The following is a 1,344-nucleotide window of genomic DNA, read 5'->3' as shown; positions in this document are numbered from 1 at the left end:
ACGACGGCGCATACTCCACCGCGATCGTCCCGCCCAGCTCCGTCACAACACTGCGCAGCAGGTTCGGATTGCCCGCGCCGGGGGCCGAGATGAACATGTGGTCTTTGTAGTCGGTAAAATCCGGCAGGCCATCGCCATTGAAATCGCCTATGGCAACGCCGGCATTCATTCTGGCCGGAAGTGTGAATTCCACCGGCCCCATCGCCGTCGACGACGGACGCAGCGAGAAGACGCGGATCGTGTCGGCCCTCCGCGCCGTCAGTGTGCCACCGATGGTAATGACGTCCATGCGGCCGTCATTGTCGAAATCGCGAAGAACGGCGGACGTTCCCGGTATCGAGGAAACCGTGTACTCCTTGAATCCGACACCGGTCGACAGCCAGAGTCTGACGCTGTCGTCACTGCCCTTGTAGTGGAAAATGTCGGTCGCGCCGTCGCCATTCACATCGGCCAGAACACAGGTGCCCAACTCTCCAAACGTCGAGCAGCTGGGGGAAAATGAGGGATCGACGGCCTCCCATGTGCCGTTTGACAGGACACCCTTCTTTACATTTCCGCCCAGTAACGGCGTTAATAACGGCTGCTGGTGCCCATTGCCGAGGAAGTCGCCGACACCGATCAAGCCGTTTATCTCGCTGACACCATTGACGGTATCTATGCCGTCAGCATCAGCGTCGGCGACAACAAACGAGCCGGTCGAGAGCGCGTCACATAGGGCGTCATAGCTGGCCGGCACGACGGGGCCGAAGAAGAGCGATGATTTACAATTAGCATTGGTCAACGCGAGCTGGGCGTTTGTGATGACAAACGCGCCTCGTGTGCCCGTCGTCACCGTGTGGCCGTCATTCGAAGTTGACGTCACCGTGTCCGCAAAGTCCATCGTGCTTTTGTCGGGAAAGAATCGACCGGGCTTGGAAGAATATTTTCCGTCATAGGCAGCGTTAAGGCTCACCGAGATTGTATCGATGAGTGCGCCATTCGAATCGAATTTATATCGGTACTTTGTTCTACTGGCCGACTTTTGCCCTGTTGGGGATTCTCCTTGCGTGGCGTAGTCGCCAAAGATCTCGTCGCGGCTGTCAAAGTCCAAATCGCCGACCTCGTTTGGTGCTCCCTCCATGAGGAGCAAGCCTGTGAGGAGGGAGGCATCGACCGTCGTATAGACGCCATTGGTATTCTGATAGGTCATCTGGCCGAGCGGCTTTGCGGTGCCCCCGCTGATGGTGCCATCGGCGGCGATTGCCGCATCGGTGCCGTAGCGGGTGACGGCGGTCAGCCGTGAGGCGTTGGACAACGGCGCCTGGTCGTAGGTCAGCTTATACGCGCTGCGCAGCGCGCCGGAGA

1 protein-coding gene is annotated in these 1,344 nt (G+C 58.9%); it reads right to left on the bottom strand.

What is annotated here, in order from left to right; translation table 11 throughout:
- The coding region (locus NKI17_RS36805) for an FG-GAP repeat domain-containing protein (protein ID WP_352907944.1) at positions 1 to 1,344 on the bottom strand (1,344 nt) is incomplete at both ends.

It is taken from the genome of Mesorhizobium sp. M0816 (genome assembly GCF_040320005.1).
Classification (GTDB): Bacteria; Pseudomonadota; Alphaproteobacteria; order Rhizobiales; family Rhizobiaceae; genus Mesorhizobium.
This window is presented reverse-complemented; position numbering and strand designations above follow the sequence as displayed.